Source organism: Streptomyces misionensis, from assembly GCF_007896895.1.
Lineage (GTDB): Bacteria > Actinomycetota > Actinomycetes > Streptomycetales > Streptomycetaceae > Streptomyces > Streptomyces misionensis_A.
On record NZ_VOGW01000115.1, the window covers coordinates 1 to 21,222 of the forward strand.

19 protein-coding genes and 3 pseudogenes are annotated in these 21,222 nt (G+C 70.5%); 9 read left to right on the forward strand and 13 right to left on the reverse strand.

Features of this window, described 5'->3' with window-relative positions:
- Nucleotides 1–69 precede the first annotated feature (69 nt).
- From FRZ03_RS20395 to FRZ03_RS41010, 4 genes are all read right to left on the reverse strand, one after another.
- A complete protein-coding gene (locus FRZ03_RS20395; protein ID WP_146466596.1) occupies nucleotides 70–1,449 on the reverse strand; it encodes an MFS transporter in 1,380 nt (459 codons plus the stop codon).
- A gap of 713 nt (nucleotides 1,450–2,162) precedes the next feature.
- Nucleotides 2,163–3,203 carry an alpha/beta hydrolase gene (locus tag FRZ03_RS20400; RefSeq protein ID WP_186785534.1) on the reverse strand — a complete coding sequence of 347 codons (1,041 nt, stop codon included), beginning with the start codon at nucleotides 3,201–3,203 and terminating at the stop codon, nucleotides 2,163–2,165.
- 161 nt (nucleotides 3,204–3,364) lie between these two features.
- Nucleotides 3,365–4,015 (reverse strand): penicillin acylase family protein, encoded by a 651-nt coding sequence (locus FRZ03_RS20405; protein WP_315902656.1) that lies wholly within the window; start codon nucleotides 4,013–4,015, stop codon nucleotides 3,365–3,367.
- A complete protein-coding gene (locus FRZ03_RS41010; RefSeq protein WP_315902657.1) occupies nucleotides 3,961–4,188 on the reverse strand; it encodes a hypothetical protein in 228 nt (75 codons plus the stop codon). The genes FRZ03_RS20405 and FRZ03_RS41010 overlap by 55 nt, the downstream gene beginning before the upstream one ends.
- 528 nt (nucleotides 4,189–4,716) lie before the next feature.
- Between FRZ03_RS41010 and FRZ03_RS20410 the strand changes: the two genes are divergently transcribed.
- From FRZ03_RS20410 to FRZ03_RS20420, 3 genes are read left to right on the forward strand one after another with little or no spacing between them, the layout of a single operon-like run.
- Complete coding sequence (locus FRZ03_RS20410) at nucleotides 4,717–5,907, forward strand: DUF4185 domain-containing protein (protein ID WP_146466598.1); 1,191 nt, start codon at nucleotides 4,717–4,719, stop codon at nucleotides 5,905–5,907.
- A 50-nt stretch (nucleotides 5,908–5,957) separates the two neighbouring features.
- Nucleotides 5,958–6,998 (forward strand): LGFP repeat-containing protein, encoded by a 1,041-nt coding sequence (locus FRZ03_RS20415; protein WP_146466599.1) that lies wholly within the window; start codon nucleotides 5,958–5,960, stop codon nucleotides 6,996–6,998.
- Nucleotides 6,999–7,012: 14 nt separating this feature from the next.
- Nucleotides 7,013–8,020, forward strand: coding sequence for an LGFP repeat-containing protein (locus FRZ03_RS20420; protein ID WP_146466600.1), 1,008 nt, complete (start codon nucleotides 7,013–7,015; stop codon nucleotides 8,018–8,020).
- Between the two features lie 50 nt (nucleotides 8,021–8,070).
- On the opposite strand, the gene FRZ03_RS20425 is transcribed toward FRZ03_RS20420, so the two are convergent.
- Nucleotides 8,071–10,395, reverse strand: coding sequence for a helix-turn-helix domain-containing protein (locus tag FRZ03_RS20425; protein ID WP_146466601.1), 2,325 nt, complete (start codon nucleotides 10,393–10,395; stop codon nucleotides 8,071–8,073).
- A 184-nt stretch (nucleotides 10,396–10,579) separates the two neighbouring features.
- On the opposite strand from FRZ03_RS20425, the gene FRZ03_RS20430 reads away from it, so the two are divergent.
- From FRZ03_RS20430 to FRZ03_RS20450, 5 genes are all read left to right on the forward strand, one after another.
- On the forward strand, nucleotides 10,580–11,662 hold the full coding sequence (locus tag FRZ03_RS20430; RefSeq protein WP_186785531.1) for a BTAD domain-containing putative transcriptional regulator: 1,083 nt from the start codon (nucleotides 10,580–10,582) through the stop codon (nucleotides 11,660–11,662).
- Nucleotides 11,659–12,357: a DUF6585 family protein gene (locus FRZ03_RS20435; protein WP_146466603.1), complete on the forward strand. Its 699-nt coding sequence runs from the start codon at nucleotides 11,659–11,661 to the stop codon at nucleotides 12,355–12,357. The genes FRZ03_RS20430 and FRZ03_RS20435 overlap by 4 nt, the downstream gene beginning before the upstream one ends.
- A gap of 111 nt (nucleotides 12,358–12,468) precedes the next feature.
- Nucleotides 12,469–12,699 carry a hypothetical protein gene (locus FRZ03_RS20440; protein ID WP_146466604.1) on the forward strand — a complete coding sequence of 77 codons (231 nt, stop codon included), beginning with the start codon at nucleotides 12,469–12,471 and terminating at the stop codon, nucleotides 12,697–12,699.
- A 157-nt stretch (nucleotides 12,700–12,856) separates the two neighbouring features.
- The gene (locus tag FRZ03_RS20445; RefSeq protein ID WP_186785532.1) at nucleotides 12,857–13,018 is read left to right on the forward strand and encodes a hypothetical protein; all 162 of its coding nucleotides are present in this window, start codon (nucleotides 12,857–12,859) and stop codon (nucleotides 13,016–13,018) included.
- A gap of 93 nt (nucleotides 13,019–13,111) precedes the next feature.
- Entirely contained in the window at nucleotides 13,112–13,297 is a 186-nt protein-coding gene (locus FRZ03_RS20450; protein WP_146466606.1) for a hypothetical protein, read from the forward strand.
- A gap of 61 nt (nucleotides 13,298–13,358) precedes the next feature.
- Here the strand turns inward: FRZ03_RS20450 and FRZ03_RS41015 are convergent, their stop codons facing one another.
- The 5 genes and pseudogenes from FRZ03_RS41015 to FRZ03_RS20495 all read right to left on the reverse strand — a co-directional run bounded on the left by FRZ03_RS41015 (nucleotide 13,359) and on the right by FRZ03_RS20495 (nucleotide 17,582).
- The gene (locus FRZ03_RS41015; RefSeq protein ID WP_315902658.1) at nucleotides 13,359–14,063 is read right to left on the reverse strand and encodes a phosphotransferase-like protein; all 705 of its coding nucleotides are present in this window, start codon (nucleotides 14,061–14,063) and stop codon (nucleotides 13,359–13,361) included.
- Nucleotides 14,014–14,693 (reverse strand): annotated as a pseudogene (locus FRZ03_RS20460) (class I SAM-dependent methyltransferase). The gene FRZ03_RS41015 and the pseudogene FRZ03_RS20460 overlap by 50 nt, the downstream one beginning before the upstream one ends.
- Nucleotides 14,694–15,409: 716 nt before the next feature.
- On the reverse strand, nucleotides 15,410–15,901 hold the full coding sequence (locus tag FRZ03_RS20470; RefSeq protein ID WP_146466608.1) for a hypothetical protein: 492 nt from the start codon (nucleotides 15,899–15,901) through the stop codon (nucleotides 15,410–15,412).
- A gap of 917 nt (nucleotides 15,902–16,818) precedes the next feature.
- On the reverse strand, nucleotides 16,819–17,094 hold the full coding sequence (locus FRZ03_RS20485) for a hypothetical protein (RefSeq protein WP_146466610.1): 276 nt from the start codon (nucleotides 17,092–17,094) through the stop codon (nucleotides 16,819–16,821).
- A gap of 209 nt (nucleotides 17,095–17,303) precedes the next feature.
- Nucleotides 17,304–17,582 carry a hypothetical protein gene (locus FRZ03_RS20495; RefSeq protein WP_146466612.1) on the reverse strand — a complete coding sequence of 93 codons (279 nt, stop codon included), beginning with the start codon at nucleotides 17,580–17,582 and terminating at the stop codon, nucleotides 17,304–17,306.
- A 1,171-nt stretch (nucleotides 17,583–18,753) separates the two neighbouring features.
- Between FRZ03_RS20495 and FRZ03_RS20500 the strand changes: the two are divergent.
- Nucleotides 18,754–19,754: pseudogene (locus FRZ03_RS20500) on the forward strand (erythromycin esterase family protein).
- Nucleotides 19,755–19,796: 42 nt separating this feature from the next.
- Here the strand turns inward: FRZ03_RS20500 and FRZ03_RS40435 are convergent.
- From FRZ03_RS40435 to FRZ03_RS20515, 3 genes and pseudogenes are all read right to left on the reverse strand, one after another.
- Nucleotides 19,797–20,059 (reverse strand): annotated as a pseudogene (locus tag FRZ03_RS40435) (NF041680 family putative transposase); the annotation flags it as partial.
- 2 nt (nucleotides 20,060–20,061) lie between these two features.
- Nucleotides 20,062–20,883 (reverse strand): pentapeptide repeat-containing protein, encoded by an 822-nt coding sequence (locus tag FRZ03_RS20510; protein ID WP_146466613.1) that lies wholly within the window; start codon nucleotides 20,881–20,883, stop codon nucleotides 20,062–20,064.
- A gap of 27 nt (nucleotides 20,884–20,910) precedes the next feature.
- Nucleotides 20,911–21,222: hypothetical protein (locus tag FRZ03_RS20515; RefSeq protein ID WP_222443398.1), on the reverse strand; the 312-nt coding region annotated here is incomplete at its 5' end.

Genomic DNA, 21,222 nt, shown 5'->3' on the forward strand with positions numbered 1-21,222 from the left:
GGGCCGGGGTCCGCCCCGGCCGGTGGGCGGACCCCGGCCCCCGTCCGCCGGGAGCGGTGTGCCGGGCCGTCAGGCGGAGGTGGCCGCCTGCTGGTCCGGGGCGGGCCGCGCCGCGGAGCCGTCCGGGTCGATGGCGGCCAGGTCCCTGCCGCGCGTCTCCCGGGAGGCGACGACGGCGACCACGGTGATCAGGGCGGCCAGCGCGACATACAGCGAGATCGGGGTGGAGTTGCCGTAGGAACCCAGCAGCGCGGTGGCGATCAGCGGGGCCGGGGCACCGGCCGCCACCGAGGACAACTGGGCCCCGATGGACGCGCCAGTGTAGCGCATCCGGGTGGCGAACAACTCGGAGAAGAACGCCGCCTGGGGCGCGTACATGGCGCTGTGGAAGACCAGTCCGACGGTCACGGCCAGCACCAGCGCCGGGAACGACCTGGTGTCGAGCAGGGCGAAGAAGGCCCACGACCACACCCCCACCCCGACCGCGCCCACCAGGTACACCGGCTTGCGCCCGACCCGGTCGGAGAGCGCGCCGAACAGCGGGATCAGACAGAACTGCACGGCGGAGCCGATCAGCACCGCGTTCAGCGACGTCTGCTTGTCGATCTTGAGGTGCTCGACGCAGTAGGTGAGGACGAAAGCCGTGATCACGTAGTAGGAGATGTTCTCGGCCATCCGCGCGCCCATCGCGACCAGGACGTCCCGCCAGTGGTTGCGCATGACCGCCACGAACGGCAGCCGCTCGGCGCGCCGTTCCGCCTTGCGCCGCTCCGCCTGCGCCAGCGCCTGCTTGAACAGCGGGGACTCGTCGACGGACAGCCGGATCCACAGACCCACCATGACCAGTACGGCGGAGAGCAGGAACGGCACCCGCCAGCCCCACGAGTCGAACGCGTCGTCGCTCAGCACGGTGGTCATCAAGGACAGCACCCCGACGGCGACCAGGTTGCCGGCCGGTGCGCCGCCCTGCGGCCAGGAGGCCCAGAAACCACGCCTCTTCGCGTCCCCGTGCTCGGAGACCAGCAGCACGGCGCCGCCCCATTCGCCACCGAGGGCGAAGCCCTGGATCAGACGCAGGGTGGTCAGCAGCAGGGGCGCCGCGACGCCGATCGTGCCGTATCCGGGCACACAGCCGATCAGCGCCGTGGACAGCCCCATCATCAGCAGGCTGATCACCAGCAGCTTCTTGCGCCCGAGGCGGTCCCCGTAGTGTCCGAAGACCACGGCACCGATCGGCCGCGCGGCGAAGCCGATGGCATAGGTGAGGAAGGACAGCAGGGTGCCGGTCAACGGGTCCGTCTCGGGAAAGAACACCCGGCCGAACACCAGCGCGGCGGCCGAACCGTACAGGAAGTAGTCGTACCACTCGATGGTGGTGCCGATGAGACTGGCGGCGACGATCCTGCCGAGCCCGGTGGAGGGCGGGGGAGCGGTGTTACCTGCGGCCATGTGCGCCACTTCCTCGTGTGCGATGGGGACGGGTAGGTGTCGGCACACGGTAGGAAGACGCAGGTCAGGGGCACATGTGGTGGGACACCATAGTTCGGGGGGCGGGTATGCGTACGGCCACCATGCCTGGCCGGGGAGGGGTGATCCAGGGGCTCGGGTGTGATCGAAACCGACACCGTCCGGGACGCGTAGTTCGGGATGTTTTGACGGTAGGGTGCTGACTCCCGTGCTGGTTTGGTGCTGACTGAAAGCCCACGTCATCACCCGTTTCAGCCCTCCCGTTCCAGTTGTAGATCGTGATCTTGCTGGTCGGGTACCGCTTCCCGGGTCGAACCGAATCCCTGCCTCGATCGGTCCGGTCCGATGCGCTTGCTGTCTCAGCTGGACTGGTCAGCGGAGGGGCTGATGGCGCTGTCCGTGCCGTAGAAGTGGCCTGGTCGCACAGGGCGTCGATCTCGGCGTTCTCTTCCTCGCTCAGTTGTGCATCCAGCGCGACGCTGATGATGCGTCGGGCCTGGGCCAATCGCCGAGCGACCTCCCAGTCGGCGATCAATTTGCCGACGGTGGACTCGTCGGCGGTTCCGCACGCCTGGCGGGATCCGAGTCGGTCGAGGGACACGACGAACTCGGTTCAGGTCCTGCGGGACTGCGACGACCTCGCTAAGGGGCACGCGGATCTCTCGGGAGGACATGTCCATCAGCCGTCCGCACGGTCAGGAGGCGAACGCCCGCTCCAGCCTGGGGATCAGGTCTTGCAGATCCTGCTCCCAACAGGCCCCGTTGTGGCCGCCATTGCACTGGGTGCCCCAGGCGGAGCCGTTGCCGTAGTCGACGTAGTGGTACGGCATGCCGAGCGCGTCCATGCTGTCCTTGACATGCTGGGCCGCGCCCTCGAGCCAGAACTCCGGTTCGGTGGGGACGCCGCCGCCGTTGCCCACATAGATGGAGACGTCGACCCCGGCGAGCTTGTCCATGTGCGCGGCCGGATCGACCTCGTTCCATCGCCAGTCGGCGTTGAACACGGGGTAGGGCGAGCCGAACAGCGCGTCGCTGTCCACGCCGGGCTTGTACGGCGAGCTGTCGGAGTCGCAGGCACCGGAGGACGAGCCGCAGATCGCGCCGAGCGCGTCGGTGACGGAGGCGACGACGGCCAGCCGCAGGTCCATGGACCGGACCGACAGGTCGATGTCCCCCGACAGGGACGCGGTCTGGCTGAACAGGTCGGGCCGGACCTGGGCGTAGTGCAGGGCGCCGAACCCGCCCATGGACACTCCGGCGACGGCCCTGGCCTTCTTGGTGGGAATCGTCCGCAGGTTCGCGTCGACGAACGGGATCACCTGCTTGAGGTGGAAGTTCTCCCAGTTCTGGGCGCCGAGCTGCGTCTTCTGGTTGAGCCAGTTGGCGTACCAGCCCCGGGCGCCGCCGTCCGGAATGACGGTGATCATCGAGTCGGACATGGTCAGCGCCGAATAGTTCTGCTGGATCGGGTCGTCAGGCGAGCCGTGCAGGAAGTACAGCACGGGGTAGCGCCTGTTCGGATCGTCGTAGTAGCCGCTCGGCAGAATGATCTTGATGTGGTGCCTGCCGGCGACCTCTGGCGTGGTCACCGTGATGGTGAAGTTGGTGGGACCGCCCACGGCCGTGTCGACCTGGGTCAGCCCGAAGCCGTTCGTCAGCGGCGGCGGTGCGGTGCCGCCGGCCGCCTGTGCCGGACCGGCCGGCAGGGCCAGGGCCAGGGCGACGGCGGTGACCATTCCGGTCGCTGTCAGTCGCCAGCGCTTCGATGTCCTTGCCACAGTGCCTCCTCGTGAGCCTTCGTCGTGTGCGGGGTGGGATGCGCCGGGACGCGGTGACGTCCCGGGGAGGAGCACGCCGGAGGCCGTCGTCGGCGTTCCGGCGCGCCCACCCGTCGATCTCAGTTCAGAACCTCGACCTCCAAGTGGGGCGAGGATGCGCTCTGTTCCTCGGTGAAGCGCTCGGTCACCCACTGGCCCGCCGCTAACAGCCTCGTTTGATCGGCGTGGTGCGGCGAGGTCGGGTCGGCCGACTGGGAGTAGGTCAGCAGGGAGGAGGTCTGCGGCGGGCCGTCCGCGGTGAAGCGCAGCTCCTGGATGAAGCTGGACCCGAAGACGACGTCCGTCCTGCCGTCGACCTGGCCCGGAGTGATGACGTTCAGCACGCCCAACTCGCCGATTGAGCCGTGGATCGGGATCTGCTCACCGTCGCGTTCGACTTTCTGGACGTCCGAGAGTCGTGCGTCCAGCGGAATGCCGGCCTTGCGCAGCGCGAACACCGCGCGGGCGAGGGCGTCGCGGACGGCCGAGCTGCCCGGGTCCGGCGAGTTGGGGGTGTGCACCGGGTCCTTCGGGTCGAAGGGCACCCGCCAGGGCAGTTTCTCGACGGCCTGCCCGCCGAGCAGATACGACCAGTAGTCGGCGAACAACCAGGACCCCTGGCTGTCCGACGTGTAGGCGTGGCTCTTCCAGGCGGCGAGGATCGGGCAGGCTTCGCTCACGTTGACCAGGTTGCCGTCCACCAGGACCGTCCCGAAGGCGTGTTCCGGCACGCCGTCACCGTACTGGTGAGGGCCAGGCCAGCCGCCCTGCTGTGGTCGGCGAACAGCGACTGCCGCATGGTCTCGGGCGTGAAACCCTCGCCGGGCAGGCCGTCGGTGCCGTCGATCCGGCTCTGCGCGGTGACGATCAGCTCCTGGGTGCGCAGCGAACGGGGCGCCGCCATGTCGCCCATCACCCGGGGGAAGGACAGCGGCTGCTCGGATTGGCCGGCCAGGCGCTGTCGTCGGCGTTGCCCACACCGCCACCGGCAGCCTCGATCTGAGTCTCCTGCGTGTCATCGAGCCGTCCCTCCCGCACCGGCGGTTTTGTCCGGACACGGTCACGCTAAGGAGATCCGATGAAATTCCCATGACGCCGCTGTGGGTGTGCGACGGTCCGGGCCGACGGGTGACCGCTCGGCGGCGGTCACTCCCCGCAGGCCCGTTCGGCGTCGCATCCCCTCGGGGAACCGGGATTTCATCGTTTTTTCAACACCCTTCGCCAGGATGAGCCGGCCACCGCGGGCCGTCCGGTCCGTATCCGCAGTCGTGGCGCCGCGATCACCACGTGCCGCTCGGCACCGGCCGCGGCGCCCGACGGCGCATGACCGCCGGCACCGCGCCAGCGGCCCGCGCCCCCCGACCGACACCGAGTCCACCGCCGGCTGACCGACCGGGTCCACCGCCGGTGACCCGCCCCCGAAGGGACGACCATGTCCGACTCCGCACACCCCGACCGCCGTCCGCCCACCCGCCGGACCCTGCTCAAGGCCGGCGCGGGCGCCGCCCTGACCGCCGGCGCGCTCGGCGGCTCCCTCGCCGCGGCGCCCTCCGCCGCCGCGGCGCAGAACGGCGCGCCGCTGTGCGAACAGCCCGGCGACTCGGCCCGCGCGCAGGGCCTGGGATCGGGCGACCTCGCCATCCCCTACCACCGGGAGCACGACGACACCTGGGGCTATGTCTTCGGCGACTCCTTCAGCGAACCCGCGCTCGGAGGCGAGTACCTCGGCTCCCCGGTCATGCTGAACCAGGCCTCCTTCGACGCCTCCGGCTCGACCCCGATCTCGTTCACCTGGGCCATGCCCACCGGAGGCGGCGCCCGGCAGCTCTTCGACTACCAGCACAACGCCGACAACGGCTACGGCTTTGAGGTCAGCCGCATCCCGAACGACTGCATCGAGTTCGGCGGCCGCACCTACATCCAGTACACCTCCGTGGAGGTCTGGCAGCCGCCCGCCGGCTACGACGGCTCACGGATGTCCGGCGTCGCCTATTCCGACGACCACGGCGTCACCTGGCAGGACTATCCCTACCACTGGGCCGGCGACACCCAGGGCGTCAACCAGTCCCTGTATGGCATGTGGTCGTTCGCGGGCATCGACCCCGACGGCTGGCTGTACATCTTCTCCAAGCGCTGGAACGGCAGCCACCTCAACACCGGTGACGGCGGCGCGATCCAGCTGTTCCGTATCCGGCCGGAGGAGTTCCGGGCCGGCAATTTCGGAGCGCAGGAGAACTGGGCCTACCTGGACGGAAGTTGGCAGTGGACCCGCGCGGTCCAGCCGTCCGTGATCCTCTCCGGGAACAACATCGGCGAGTTCTCCGTCAAGCGCATCGGCGGCACGTACTGCATGAGCTACTTCGACGTCACCGACTACTCGATCTGCACCCGCACCGCCCCCCGGCCCGACGCCGTGTGGAGCGCGCCGAAGCCGCAGATCGTCGGCAACGCCACCTGGCCGCCCAACCACTGGGGCAAGCCCCAACTCCCCTTCCTCTACGGCGGATACATCCACCCGGGCAGCGCAAGCGCCACCTCCCTCACCCTGATCGTCTCGCAGTGGAACGGCCAGCCGCACCAGTCGCCCTACCGCGTCCTGCAGTACGACGGCATCAACCCGTGAGCCGCACCCCGCACTCGCCCTTCGGCACCCGCCCTCACAGGAGGAGACAAGTGAACACAGTCCGCTTACGCCGCGCGAGAGCTGGCGGCACCGTCCTGCTCGCCGCCCTCACGGTCCTGACCGTCCTCGGCGCCGGCCCGGCGAGCGCCGACAGCACCAGGCCCGCGAAGATACCCGGCCCCCTCGGCAACGCCGCGCCCGCCACGGCGTACTGCGACATCCCCGCGCAGCGCGACATCGCGGTCACCCGCAAGGTCTACGAGGTCGGCCAGCGCATGAACGTGTCCCCCAAGGTCATGCTCGCCGGGTTCGAGACCGGCTGGGTCGAGTCCCGGATGAACAACCTGGCCTGCGGGGACCGGGACTCCCTCGGCGTCTTCCAGCAACGCCCCTCGCAGGGCTGGGGATCGCCCGAACAGGTCCTGGACGTCGACTACGCGGCGTCGACGTTCTTCGAGGTCGCCGAGCAGATGGAACCCGGCATGGAGGGCAGCACCGCAGGCCAGCTCGCCCAGGCCGTCCAGCGCTCCGCCTACCCCGAACGCTACGACCAGGCCGAAGGCACCGCCGTGGCGCTGCGGGACGAGGCGTTCCAGCCCTACGGCACGATCGGGGCGAAGTACGACGGCATGGGGGGTGCGGGCGGCGTCCTCGGCGCGCCGGTCCGGGCCGAGGAGGCGGCCATGCTCGGCGGGCGCTTCCAGCAGTTCCAGAACGGGATCATCCTGTGGCACCCGGATGTGGCGTACGCGGTGTACGGCGACATCCTGAGCAAGTTCTGGGCGACGGACGCGGAGCGCCGCTGGGGCTTTCCGACGATGGACGAGGCGGACGCGTCGCGGGCGCCGGACGGGACGAAGGGGCGGTACCAGTTCTTCGAGCGGGGCCTGTTCCTGTGGTCGCCGTCGACGGGTACGCACATCGTGCATGACGCGATCTACGACGCGTTCCACGCGGGGGGCCACGAGAGCGTCCTCGGGTATCCGACGACGGACGAGACGGACGAAGCCGGCGGCGGGCGGATGCAGCGCTTCCAGAACGCCACCATCCACTGGCGCGCCGACAAGGGCACCTGGATCACCGACAACTGAACAGGAGAACTCCCTTGAGGTCCTTTCACCGCAAGGTGCTGCGCACGGCGGCCGTGACGTCGGCGCTTCTCTTCGCCACCCTCTGCGCGGTACCGGCCGCGAGCGCGTCGAGCCCCGACGGGCCGATCGGGCGGGGCGAGGCCATGGACCGTGCCTGGTCGTGGATCGCCGAGCAGGTGCCGTACAGCCAGTCCGGGTGCCACGAGAACCAGTTCGGCTGCTACCGCCCGGACTGTTCGGGCTATGTCTCCATGGCCTGGCACCTGAGCAACTCCCTCACCACCTGGAGCCTGTGGGACGTCACGTTCGACATCCCGGCCGACGACCTCCAGCCGGGCGACGCCCTGCTGCGGGACTCGGGCGGCGTCGACCACGTGGCGCTGTTCGTCCGCTGGGCGGACTCGGAGCACACCCGGCCGGTGGTCCGCGAGGAGTACGACTTCGGCCATGTGGCCGAGGAACATGTGTGGAACGACGGGCTGCGCGGCTTCTCGCCCCGCCGCTACAACGCACTGGACGACCTCGCGCCGTACGGCACCATCGCGGTCAAGTACAACAGTATGGGCGGCCCCGGCAGCGTCCTGGGACGGCCGATCCGGGGGGAACGGGACTCGTCGCTGGGCGGGCGCTTCCAGCAGTTCCAGAACGGGATCATCCTGTGGCACCCGGATGTGGCGTACGCGGTGTACGGCGACATCCTGAGCAAGTTCTGGGCGACGGACGCGGAGCGCCGCTGGGGCTTTCCGACGATGGACGAGGCGGACGCGTCGCGGGCGCCGGACGGGACGAAGGGGCGGTACCAGTTCTTCGAGCGGGGCCTTTTCCTGTGGTCGCCGTCGACGGGTACGCACATCGTGCATGACGCGATCTACGACGCGTTCCACGCGGGGGGCCACGAGAGCGTCCTCGGGTATCCGACGACGGACGAGACGGACGAAGCCGACGGCGGGCGGATGCAGCGCTTCCAGAACGCCACCATCCACTGGCGCGCCGACAAGGGCACCTGGATCACCGACAACTGACCCGCACTACCGGCACATCGCTCGACAGGCACGTCCTCGGGGGCGCCGGCTCACCCTCGCCGGTGGCCTTGCGCGAGACGGCTCTGCAGCCGGGCGTGGCGGAACTGGTACACCGCCCCGGCCTGGCGCAGGACGCCCCGCTGATAGGCGTCGTCCAGGAAGGCGGCGACGGCCCAGGGGAGGCGCCCGGTCAACGGCAGCCAGATGCGGGTGAGCAGGCACCACTGGCCCCAGGCGGTCAGCGTCAGCGTGTAGCCGAGCGCGCCACCCAGACCGCTGATGGTGCCGAGCATGATACTGGCCGTGGGATCCGCGGTCAGCCGGCCCAGATGTCCCTGCAGCAGATTCACCACCGCCCCGGCCCCGAGTCCGACCGCCGTGCCGAACACGGGTGCCCAGAAGCACAGTTGAGTGAGCACCGTCCGGCGGTCGGCGCGCAGGACGCTGCCCGGGCTGACGGCGGAGACGATGTCGAGGGGCGTTTCGAGGAGGCCGAGGAGGCAGAAGGTGAGCCCGGCGGCGCCGCCGAAGACCAGCCCGAAGACGATCGCGTCTACCAGCCCGATCTCCAGCGCGGCCGACAGCCCGAAGTGCCAGCTGAACGCGCGCAGCAGGCCGACCATGAACCCGTAGACGCAGCCGAAGAGCGCACCGCCCAGGGTGCCGATCACCAGCCGGGGACCGGCCCGCCACGTGGTGGTCTCCGGCCGGCCGCGGATGCGCAGCCGAACGGCGGACGGCCGCAGGTCCTTGCCCGTGACCGTGTACGTGAACCAGTGCACCAGCCCGAACAGGAGACCGGCCAGCAGGCCGACGATCGTCCCGTCCAGAACGCCGCCGATCACCGAGCCGCTGAAGCCGGCGGACATGACGCCGTCGACGAGCCCGATGACCAGCGCGGTGACCAGGGCGGTGACGAGGGTGCGGGTGGAACGGCGCAGGCCGTGGCCGAGCCGCCACCAGGCCAGGTCCGGAGTTCTCGACTCCGTCAGATGGCGGGCGAGATGGCCGAGCCAGCGCTGGACGCGCTCGGGGTCCCAGCCACGCGCGCCCGGGCGGGCGCGAAGGTAGACGGTGGGCAGGAAGTTGTCGAGCAGGTGTTCCTCCAACTCCTGTGCGCTGGGGATGTCGAGCAGCTCGGCGGGATCGTGGTCCGGGGTGTCGCTGTAGACGGTGCGGGCGAGCGCCACCATCAGCGGCGTCGACAGGACCGTGGCGAGCGGGGCCGGCGATCCGTCCGGCGAAGGCTCGCGCAGCTTCCTCAGCACCGGCTGCCAGGCGCTCGCCGCCGGGTCCGAGCGGTCCGTCTTGCGGGTGGTGCGGGGCAGATAGTGGTCCAGGTCGTCCAGGGTGAGATCGGTGAGTTCGATCGGCGCGGCCGAGGTGAGCACGTCCGTCTCCTCGACCGCGGCGGCGTACTCGGCGGGTCGGCTGGTGAGCAGGAGGGGCAGGGTGGTGGCGTTGAGGGCTTCGAGCGCGGGGCGGCGCAGCCCGTCGGCCATCTCGTCGAAGCCGTCGAGCACCGGTAGCACGCGGCCGGAGTCGACCAGCGCGGAGGCCAGGCTGACCCTGCCGGGCCCCGGCGCGGCCGTACCCGGATGGTCGCTCGTCAGCCGCTCGGTCAGCCAGTCGCGCAGGGTGACGGCCGTGGGGTCCCAGGCGCCGATGCTGAAGATCACAGGCACGGGCTCCGCGGGCGTCCGCGACCTCAGATGGTCCAGGACGAAGCGCAGCGTCAGGACCGTCTTCCCGGACCCGGACCTGCCGAGGACCACCAGCCGCCCGGAGGGAACGCTCCGGTAGGTCGTGGCGATGCCCTCCAGCCGGCCGCTCAGATCCAGGGGGCCGCTCGGCGCGCCCGGCGGCAGGCGGCGGATGTTGGCCCAGTGGTCGGTGAGCCTCGGGCAGCCGGCCTGCCAGCGGACCGGCAGCGGGTAGGGGTCCTGGATCCGCCGCTGCTCCTCCTCGCGTTGCCAGCGGGCCGCCACCGCCTTCGCCAGTTGTTCGGCTGCCTCGGCCAGCGCGCCCTGCGCCGCCGGCGTCGGCAGCGGCACCGCAGGCGGCACCACGACCGCTTCGGACGCTCGCCCCTCGCCCGCCCGCGCCTCGCCCGCCTCCGCCTCGCTGGCGGCGTCCGTGCCGCCGCCCCGGCGCTCCGGGACGGCGGCACGGAGTAACTCCTCGCGCTCCTCGCTGCGCAGGGCGAGCGCGTCGGCCAGCTGCCGCACCGTGGTCATCCGCGGGTTGCCGCGCTTGCCGGTCTCCAGGCCGCGGATGGTGCTCACACTGACACCGGCACGCCGCTCCAGCTCGTCCTGGGTCAGTCCCGCATTCTCGCGCAGCCGACGAAGCACCGCGCCGAACTCACCGGCCACAGGTCATGGCCCTTCCCCCTGGGAGTTGTCCGTTTCCGCAGGTCGGGACTCTAGCGCGGGCGCCGGTCACATATGGCCGGTTGAATGCTCTGTCCACACTTCCTGCACGACGGCCAGCCTCGACCGCATCGACGTGAACGACCGGGGTGCGGGGATCGACCGGTCCGGAGAACGGGGAGTGGCCATGCCGACGAGGACCGCGGGCCGGTGCGACCGGGGCGTCACGGGTCTCACCGCCGAGGAACGCGAAGTGCTCTACGCGCTCGGCTGCGGCCTGGGGGACGACGAGATCGCCGCCGCCCTGGTCCTGCCCGAGCAGGTGGTGGCCGAACGGCTCGGCCGCGTCCTGGGAAAGTTAGGGCTGCGCGACCGGGCCGCCGCCATCGTGCACGCCTTCGACTGCGGCCTGGTCGTGCCCGGCCAGGGACCCCGCAGACCGGTGCCGGAGACCGCCGTCGCACGCCGCACTGGCGCCGCGTCAGGTCCCTGGCTGCGCGTGTCGCTGCTCGGCCCACTGCGGACGACCCTCGCGGGCCGGCCCGTGGACGTCGGCCCCGTGCGGCAGCAGGCCGTGCTGGCGGCGCTGGCCCTGAGCCCGAGCCGTTCCGTCAGCAGGCGGCGACTGCTGGAGGACGTCTGGGGCAGGGAGACGCCCGACGGCAACGTCGTGCCGGTCTACGTCTACCGGCTGCGCAAGATCCTGCGCTTTGGTGAGCGCCCCGACTCGGTGATCCGGCGCGACCGGTACGGATACGGGCTCGTCCAGGGCATCGCCGAGGTGGACGCCCTGTGCGTGGAGGACCTGGTCACCCGGGCCGAGGAGGCCGAACGCACCGGCGACCTGCCCGGGGCCGTACGGCTGTGCGCCCAGGCGCTGGAACTGTTCCGCGGCGAGCCACTGGCCGGACTGCCCGGGCCGTTCGCCGAGTCGGAGCGGCTGCGGCTCGCGCAACACAGGGTCGCCCTGGCCCAGCGGAAGGCGGACTGGCAGCTGAGGCTGGGCCGGCGCCTGGAGGCGATCACCGAGCTGTCCGCCCTGGCCCTGAAGGAGCCGTTGAACGAACCCGTCGCTGCGATGCTGATGCACGCGCTGCGGCGCGACGGCCGGCGGGCCGAGGCCCTGGCTGTCTTCGACCGCATCGCCCGGCACCTGGCCGAGGACCTCGGCGTTCCCCCGGGCGACGTGCTCCTTCGGGCCCGGCGGGCGGCCCTGCTCGGGGAGGACGCCGGCCCGGGCCGGGGCCGCGGCCGGGCGGGTGCGGCGTGAACGGGGCGGCGGACGACCGTGAGCGCGCCGAGGAACTGCTGCTGGCGCGGATCTCCGCGGCCGCCAGCCGGGCGCGTCTGGGCATGCGGCGCACCACCTATCGGACGCCCTCCACCGAGCCCGGGCGGCGCCGGACGGCCACTGCGCGCCCGAGGCGCCTGCTGTGCGGCGACGGCGGAGCGGCCCTGAGTCCGGGCGCCCGGCTGGACCTGTACGAGCACGGTCTGACGGCCGCCGTCGGTCGGCGGATCCACGCCGTCCGCTTCGACGAGACGGTGGTGCGCCGGCGCACGGTGCTCACCGCGCGCGGCGTCACCGGGGCCCTTGTGCTGGTCGACGTCCACGGCGAACGAGTCGTGCTGCGCTGCGGCGACTTCGCCCGGCCGCAGGCGTGGTGGTCCGCGGTCTGCCGGGCCGTCGCAGGCGCGCAGGCGCCACGGGCGTTGGCCGCGCTGCGGCAGGGCGCACGGCTGGCCTTCGGCCCCCTGTGGGTCACCGCGGACGCGGTCGGCTCCGCCCGGACGTCCCTGCGCTGGGCTCAGGTCCAGCGGATCGAGGTCCGCAACGGCTTCGTCGCCGTCCGCGCCGACGGCCGCTGGCAGGTGTGGGCCACCGCCGCGTCCGGGATCCCGAACCTCTGCGTCTTCCAGGCCCTCACCGAACACCTGACGGGCGCCGGGCTGGACGACGGCTGACGCACGACCCCTTCGACGACCGTGCCCGACCCTTCGACCAGCTGCCGCCCGACCCACCGAACATACGACGAACACGCGACGAACCCGGAACAAACACAGAAGGAGACAGTCATGGCCGACAGCTACCGGTACCGGTGCGGCGAGTGCGGGCACCGCACCTCCTGGGGGAGCGAGTCCGAGGGGGAAAAGGCGATCGAGAAGCACTACCGCCACAGCCACCCGGCCGTCGTCCCCGGGGGGATGGTCGAGTTCCGCAAGGGATCGTCCGGCGGCGGTGGCGGCGGATGCCTGCTCGCCCTGGGCATCCTCGTCATCATCCTGATCATCGCCTCCCAGCACTGACCGAACACTGAACACGCCGAGGACACGGGCGAGGGACGGGGCGCGGGAGAGGCCGGCCGGGATCCGCCCCTACACCGAGCGGTTCTCACAGGCGAGGTGACGAATCTCGGCCGCCCCCCTGGCCAGCCTCGTGGCTGCTGCCGGACGAACCGAACTGGTGCAGGACCAGCACGAGCAACGGGACGAGCAGCGACACGGCCAGCAGGACACGGCTCTCGGTCAGGCCGTCGGCGCCTCCGCCTCCCGGCGTCTGGCCGAGCTCACCCGCGACCGGTTGCCCGACGACGCCGTACGGGCCCTCGCCGCGCGGGCCGAGTGACTCACAGGCTCAAATTCCGCTCAGACCGGCCGGCTTCGGCATGGAAACGGTGCACACTGCGTTTCCGGACCACTCATACCTGGAGGAACTCGCATGAAGGACATTTTCGCCCGAGTCCTGACCCGCGTCCGGGACACCCTTTCCGGCCGCCGGGATCTCGCCGAGTACGAGAACCGTGAGGCGGAGCATCACAGCCCGCACAACCGTGACGCCGGCCTCGCCCGCCACTACATCCCGACGGCACCGCAGATCCCCACGGGCGGCCCCGGCACCATGTGAGCGCCGGGCGCCGCCCAGCCCGGGGCCATGGACGGCGCGGCGGCCTCCGGGGCGTGAGCGGTCAGGTCGGGGCGCAGCCTCGCCCGGAGGCGCTCGGACGCCGTCGGGTCAGGCGTCGCGGCAGGCGGGCGCTGACCCGGCGGGCGCAGTCCTGCGGGCTCGTCGTGATGGTGTCGTATTCGACGTCGTACAGGCCGTGTGCGTGGACGCGTTCCAGCTGCCGGGCGGTCAACTCCACCGGTCGGTCGTCGCGCGGGGCAGGAGGGGCAGATGCGCCCGGATCACGGTGGCAACCTACTCGTGGCCGCTGCGGGCGGCCAGGAGGCCGGTGAGCAGGCGAAGCACTTCGCCGGGCATCGCACCGTCTGTGGTGCTGGACGTCGCCCCCGACGTCCCGGTCTCTGCCTGCGAGGGCGTCCACGACACGGCGGGACAGCCGCCTGCCGGGTCCGGTTCCGCCCTCGTGCGGTGGATGCTCACCCCGTGCACGACGTGGCAGGCCTGGTCCCTGGCCGCCAACTTTGGTGCGGGATGGACGCCCGGACCGCGTGGGTGATGGCCCGCCAGGCCCGTCATCCTGACGACCTTCGCGGACTGGTGACGCGAGTCGGTCTGCATGGCATCGAGCAGGGGCGTCAGCTCCTTGTGGAGCGCGGTTTTCGGTGGCTCGGTCATCCAGTCCGCCCAGAGGCCGGGCCTGCTGTGAGCGGAGGGGCTCAGCGCAGCCGTCGCGCACGCAGCACCAGGTCGTCAGTATGGTGCGCACCGGCGCCGCCGTCAGGTGCCACGCGTGGTCGCTGCTCGTTCACCTCCACCTTCCAGTCGTCGGTGAGCAGGGCGGCAACCATCGATGGCCAGACGTAGTCAGTCGGGTCGAAGCCGCTGTCGTGCACCTGCTGGGTGTCCATCCCCGCGTGGTGAACGAGCAGCAGCACACCGCCGGGCGCGACGGCCGCGAGCAGCGCTCGCTCGGCTGCGGCGTCGGGGGTGCGCAGCAGGGCTGGATACTGCGCGGAGACCAGGTCGAAGAAGGCCGGTGGTAGCGCCGCTTCCGTCAGCGCGGCATGCACCCAGCGAACGGCGACGCCTGCGTCCCGCGCGTGCCCGGCCGCCCGCTCCAGCGCCACGCCGGAGACCTCGAGCGCGGTCACGTCCCAGCCGCCGCGCGCGAGCCATATGGCGTCCGCGCCCTCGCCGCAGCCGACGTCGAGCACCCGCCCGGGCGTGAGCCCGGCGACCTCGGCCACGAGCGCACCGTTGGGCTGGCCGCTCCACAGCTGTTGCCGGTCGCGTATCGGTTGTCCCACTCCGCCCGCACCGCGGGGTCTCCGACGTATCCGTCGCCAGAAAAGAAAGTGTCAGACGCAGGCAATCCCGCTCCAAGGTTGTCGGTCACGGGCCCAACGTCATCCATAGTGGCCCGGTCACGCCACTCCTGTTGCCGTTCCGGCAAAACGGCGTCCAAGCTTCAGGGCCGGAAATCCGGGGTGGAACGTGACGGCGCCCACCACGCTGACGGGCGTGCCATCCGTACGGAACGTAACCTCCGCGATCCGTCCTGGGCGGGTCGGCGGTTGCCGAGCGCGACCCGGAGTGCACCTGCACCATCCTCGGATTCGGCGGGCAGTGCGCCGGCGACATCAAGGCGGGTGAGGGTGACGGGGCGGACGCGGCCGGCGATCCGGTCGGTGGCGGCCTTGATGTCGCCGTACGTGAGCTGGTGCACGTGTTGCGCCTGCAGTGGGTGGGGCATGACCAGGCGATGAGCCGGCCGGTGATGGTGATGGCGAGGAAGAACGCGAAGGCGACGCGGCGCCCGGTGGGGGCCGGTTCGACGGGAGTTTGCGGGGCCGAACAGCAGGCCGTCGCCGAGTTCGGGGCGTCAGGCTCACGCTCTGGTAGTCCTTCACGGCCTCCGCCTGGTAGCCGTAGGCCCGCGATGCGCGAGTGGTCGTCCCGCTGCACGAAGCCCTCCACCGGCCGCTCGGGATGGCGGAGCAGACCGACCCGCGCCGTTACCTCCACATCCCGAAGAACCTCTCCGACGACGTTTTTGCCGCAGGTGATCCGGTAGCCTGATGCAGCGACCGCGAGCGATGATCCGGGCCGATGTCAACGCTCTGTCCAGCGGTGTACCAGTGCCATGATCTCTTCCTCGGGGAGCGAAGCCCGGGTCACATCGCCGAGCCACAGTGGGGCACTGCCACGATCCGGCGTCAACCACACCGCCAGCAGCCGTCGCCGTCCGTTCTCCGTGCTGCGTATCTGATAATGCCGGACGTGGGACCAGGGAATCGGAAGGTCGCCGCGCCTTCTCGGCATGCGGATGCCCTCGGCAGAGAGCTTGGAGGGCCTGCCGAGCCACCAACCGACGGCCAGCGGTGCGGATGAGATCCCGACCAAGGCCAGGCCCAAGCCGAGCAGGACTCGGGCCGGCAGTACGATCAACCCGCCGCCGGTGTCGAACGCGCTCATTCCACCAGCCAGGGCGATTGTCAGCCCGAAGAAGCAGGCGACGAGCAGCAGCCTGGACAGGAAGCGCGGGAGCCCGTCATGACGTCCCAGCACGACGGAGTAGTCGTCCGGGACTTCGTTGCCGTCCATACCCATGAACTTCCCTTCCTTCTCCTCAGAGCAGCCGTCTTCCCGAAGTGCTTCGGTCCCTCTGCACCGAGGTCGCCAACGAAGGATCGGACCGATGGTGGGCTTGTCTCCCTGACTGAGGCAACCGGATTCCAGGGCACTTGCGCGACTGGCCATGCGCGACCGGCGTCCACGAACACGACCAGGTCGTCAGCGCCCGGAGGATCACGGGCCTGCCGGCTGACGTGATTGCTGAACTCGTTGTTGAGATAGGGCCGGTGGCACGAGCGGCATCAGGCCAAGCTTGCGTCCCGGCCGCAGAAGCGTGCTGTGGGTGCAGGTGCGAAGCACCGGTTGGTGTTCGTCGACCGGCTTCTGGCCACGCTCGTACACCTTCGGCATGCCACCACGCACGACGTGCACGCTACTGGTTCGGTGTCGCCCGCTCCACCATCACTCGAGCCTCGGAGAAGTGCGGCCCCTGCTGGCCGAGCGAGGGTGCACCGTCTGCCCGGGCACGCCGCTGCGGACCCTGGCCAAGGTCATCGACCACCTCGGTGCCGTCGGGGAAACCAGGATTATCGACGGCACCGAGATGCGGGTTTGCCGAACACGGCGTGGGCGAGCGTCCAAGTGCCGTCGTCCTTGCCGTATGCCGAGTTCTTCCGCCAGGTGTCGCGCGCCGAACCAGCGCGGCCGTCGCTCAGCGCGGAGCAGGCCCGGGAGGTGACAGCCGGGCTGCGCGAGGCGGGCGATTGACGACGTCCGGCGCTCCGTGCCGGTACTCGCCGCCCGGGTAGGTGACGCGCACGCCGCCAAGGTGTGGCTCCCGCTGGGCTTCACCTCGTGGGAGGCGTACTGCGGCGCGGAGTGGGGTCCAGCACTGGTAGGAATCTGTGATCGAGTGATCTCGTTTCCTGGCTCGGGGTTGATCCAGATCACTCTGCGTCGTCGGTGAGGCCGAAGTCCTCGGCGAACGCGTCCAAGAACTCCCGCCGCTCCGCCGATGGCTCGGTTGCGGCCAGCTGCTGGACAATCTGGGCGAGCGAGCTTCGCTGATCAGGGGTCAGCCGGTCGAAGGTGCCGGCCACGAAGTCGAGCTGCTTGGCAGCCGCGCGGGGTTCGCCGTCCTCGTCGATGGTGCTGTCGATGAACCGTGTGAGCTCGACGAGGAGCTTGGTCAGCGCCTGCACAAGGGAGTCGTCGCCGTTCATCGGTCTCCTGTTTCCTGGTGCGGTCGCCGACCGCGCTCTCCGGGGGCGTACTTCTTCCAGGTGCTGCCGGCCTCGGCGGCGACGGCTTCGGCGTGGACGGCGTGGTAGCCGAGCATCCCGGCGACCACGCGGGGTGCCTGCAGGACCAGTTGGAAGGACCACCGCCCGGCAGGCCATCGGCCGGCACACCACCTACGCCTGCTGAGCACTCAATCCGCGCACCGAAAGACGACCAGGGCCCTGAACCTCGGGCCCGAGCTGCCGTCCTCAACGGCGAACGGGGTGACCTGCTCCAACGCCCAGCCCTCGTCTTCGAGGACTTGGATCACAGCGGAAAGGTCATCCTCGATGTCCCCCGGCCCATGATCCGAGTACCCGGCGTATCTGGCTCCGCCCAACGGAATGCTGGCGGAGAACACGCGCCGCCCCTTCTTCCGCCGCTTCTGAGCAGCCGCCTTGATGAACTCGACGACATCCGCACCGCCCACCGACCGGCCCTCCCCCCGGACGAAACTGTGCCCGGCAGCATCCCACAGGGAACGGCTCCGCGAGGCGCGTCAGGGACGATCTGCCGGTGATGGACCACGCTGTACCAGCGCCTCGCCACGCTCGCCCGCAGCGGCCTCCAGGCCCTCGACACCGCCACGGTGTGCGCCGTGGTCCGCCAGGCCGTCCGGCATCCGTACCCCGCCGCCCGACGACACGACAGCGGACCCGACCGCCGCCGCGCTGCGCCGCGTCGTCGACTACCTCGCCGCCAGCTCGTACGCGATCGGCGAGCTGATGCCCGAAGTCGCCCCGGCCTACCTCTCCGACACCGAGGCGGCGACCGGCGCCCCCTGGCGCCTGCCGGCGGTGCGGTTCCTGCATCGAAGCCGGGAGCGCGGCAACGATGTCGATACGGGGGCGCGCGGGCGAGCAGGCGTGCGACCTGCGGCAGCACGTCGCCCGCGGCGGTGCCGCCTGGCTCCAGTCGCGCCCGTGCACCTCGTGCTGGACGAACGGCTCGCCAGGAGCTTCAAAGCCTCCGTGCCGAACCGGGCCGGCTTCGCGCGGGTGTCGCTGGAGAAGCGGCTGCGGCTGAGGCACGCGTAGGCGCCGACGGCGGCAACCGCTACTCCGGCGGCCACCGGGTGGCACGGGCCAGCCGCGTGGGCTGTCGTCTGAGGCCGGCATAGGTGGATATCCCCCGGCCAAGCCCGGAGGAAGCCACCAGCGCGGTCCACCCTCGCCCAGGCCATGATCGTTTCACCGTCCGGAAAACGAGACCGAGCCGAGGAGTTCATCATGGCCGTGCACCACCAGGCGATCGGGCGACGGAGGCTGCTGCTCGCAGCAACGGCCGGCCTCGCAGCCGTGGCCCTGTCGGCACCGACCGCCACTGCCGTGACCAGCGCACCTGCCGCACCCGCCCGCACGGGGGCGAAGGACCAGCAGGCCGCCGCGCTCCGCGCGCTGGAGCGCGCCGCCCACCACCTGCGCTCGACGGAACCGGGAGGCAGCACTTCCGACCTGCGGGCGCTGGACGCCATGATCGGCGACACCAAGGTGGTCGGGCTGGGCGAGGCGACCCACGGCTCGCACGAGTTCTTCGCCATGAAGCAGCGCGTCTTCAGCCACCTCGTCGAGGAGAAGGGCTTCACCACCTTCGCCCTGGAGATGGGCTGGACCGCCGGTCTGCGGATCGATGAGTACGTCCAGGGCGGCCCGGGCGACGCTCTGCAGGTGGCCGAGGAGACTCTGACCGGATCGCCTTGGGAGCGCGAGGAGTTCGTCAGCCTCATCAGCTGGATGCGGCAGTACAACGACCGCCACCCCGACCGTAAGGTCCACTTCATGGGGAACGACATCGGGGCGCCCAAGCTCGGGACGCCGTCTTCGACCGGGTGCTCTCGTACGTCCGCGCGAACCGCCCCCAGGACGTCGCGCGCCTCGAAGAGTTGTACGGGGGCCTGCGCCCCCTGGACGACGTCTTCGCGTACCTGCGCAAGCCCGTCGCCGAACGCCGCCTGAACGCCACCACCGCCCAACAGGCGTTCGACCTGGTCACCGCGAACAAAGGGGCCGGCGGCGACGCCTACGAATGGGCAGAGCAGCACGCCCGGAGCATCGCCCAGACCTTCGCGTTCGCCGCGCTCGACCTCTCCGACCCGGCGTCGGTCTCCGAAGCGGAGCACTTCCGTGACCGGGTCATGGCCGACAACACCGCCTGGTGGCACCGTCGCACCGGCGACGAGATGCTGCTCTCGGCGCACAACGGCCACGTGGGCTACCTGTCCAGCGACCCGGTGATGTACCCGACGACCCAGGGCGTCTTCCTGCGCAAGGCCCTCGGCCGGGACTACGCCGCCATCGGCTTCACTTTCGGCCGCGGCTCCTTCCTCACCGCAACCACCCTCGGCAGCCCCTGGAACAAGGTCACGGTCCCCGCTGCCACCGCCGACATGCAGGAGTACACCCTGGACCGGGTGCGCTTCCGCGACTACTACCTCGACCTGCGCACCCTGCCCGCCGCGGGCCGCACCTGGCTGAACACCCCCCGCCCCACCTACGAGGCCGGCTCGTCCTTCAAGAAGGACCCGCTGCCCACTCTCGCCATCACCCAGGCATACGACATCCTGATCCACCTCCATCAGGTCCACGCAGCCACCAGCCTCTGAGGTGCCGCACTCTCTTCCCGCCGAGGAGTTCGAGCGGATGTTTGTGCGTCTCCTCGGTACCGACAGTCCGGGGCCGGGCCGGGAGGGTTTCGGTGCCTGGGCCGGGCAGATGGCCGCCGGGAGGATGTGCCGGAATTCCCGGCGGACGCGGGCGGAGGGGAGCCGGTCCGGCGGGCTGGGTTTCTCCCAGGGCCGGTGCCGGTCGGCCGCCAGCGGCCGGGCAAGCCACGGTTTGCTTTGTAGGCGGCGAGGACCAGCCAGGTCCATCGGCTGGCCGCCTGGGGAGCGCGGATCTTCGGTGCGGACTTTACGGTCGCGACGGTCGCGCGGTTCTGGACCGGTCCCGGGTATCACTGCCAGGCACCAGGTAAACGCCCGGACGCAGTTCAACGGATACCTCGGCGGCGAGCAATGCCACAGCGGCCGGCCATCGAGTAGTGAGATCCCAGGTTGCTCCCGCCGGCAGGCGCACGCCAATTGCATGCTCGAGCCGCGTGCCTTCCAAGCGTGCGTTGGTCAGAACCGCGTCGGTCAGGTCCGCTCCCGCCAGGGACGCCTGCTCGAGGAACACCCCGTACAAATCGGCGTTGTTCAGGTCCGCGCCGGTCAGGTCCGCGCCCTTCAGGAATCCATCACGCAAGTTGGCACCGGACAGGTCCGCGCCGGTCAGGTCCACTTCGCTCAGATGGGCGCCACTCAGATCAGCACCGCTCAGGTCCGCACCGCCCAGAACCAAGCGCGGCAGACGTGCGTAGCTCAGACGTGCGCTTTTCAGACGTGCACCGGACAGGTCCGCGCCGGTCAGGTCCGCGCGTGTGAGGTCCGCGCCGGTCAGATCCGCGGCACGCAGTGAGCAACCTCGCAAGTTCGCGTACGTCAGGTCTGCATGGGCGAGGGGAGCACCGGCCAGGTCCGCGTCGGCCAGATTCAGCGGATCGACAACAGACGGACGCTTCGGCTCGTTGAGATGTGCAGCTTGAGGAACTGGTGCACCAGGCACTTCGTCTGTGTGCTGTGCGATTGCCTCCGCGGTTGCGGTGATGGCGACAGCAGGGCTGTCGGGGCAGGCGAGGTAGAGCAGCCCACGGAGAGAGGCTACGTGTTGTTCGCGCTCGTCGTTCGTCACCACGTCTCCAGAGTAGGGCGGTGATTCATGTCAGATACCGCCCATCTTCACGCAGATGGGACACCGGTAGTCGGGCTGGACGTTGACTGCGAGCAGGAAGCCGACCGCTGCGTTCTCGGCTCGGCGTACAGGCCCGTCTGCACTGCCAGGAGAAGGAAGTGCCGCGGATCCCATGATCATCTCAATCAGGTAGGTGAAGTGCTTCTCTGCCTTCTTCCAGTCCGGCTCGCTCTCCGGATCGGCCAAGCTGATGGGGTGGCGGGCGCCGAAAGCCATGACGGCGGCCTTCACCCTGTCGTTGCCCCGCTGGAAGACGTCATGCAAAGTGATCACGCTCCGCTC